Source organism: Neisseria sp. P0001.S005, assembly GCF_051963715.1.
In genome coordinates this window covers 1-326 of record NZ_JBQCTZ010000867.1, presented here as the reverse complement: position 1 = coordinate 326, position 326 = coordinate 1, and the positions used below count along the sequence as shown (strand labels likewise).

At 51.2% G+C, this 326-nt stretch carries 1 protein-coding gene; it reads left to right on the top strand.

Annotated features, from left to right (window positions below; all coding sequences use genetic code 11):
- Window positions 1-326 (top strand): outer membrane protein assembly factor BamC (gene bamC, locus ACTHSP_RS23265; protein ID WP_440347150.1); only part of this gene is annotated, 326 nt, incomplete at both ends.

Genomic DNA, 326 nt, shown 5'->3' with positions numbered 1-326 from the left:
GAACAACCCAAACTCGACTATCAAAGTCAATCACACCGCTTGGTCAAACTGGAAGTACCACCTGATTTGAACAACCCTGACCAAGGCAACCTCTATCAATTACCGGCAGGCAGCGGCGCCGTCCGCGCCAGCGATTTCAACAAACGCCGCACCCAAGCCGTACAACAACCTGCCAATGCAGAAGTCTTGAAATCCGTTAAAGGCGTACGCCTTGAGCGTGACGGCAACCAACGCTGGTTGGTTGTCGAAGGCAAATCGCCTCGCGAAATTTGGCCTTTGCTGAAAGTGTTCTGGCAAGAAAACGGTTTCGACATCAAATCTGAAGA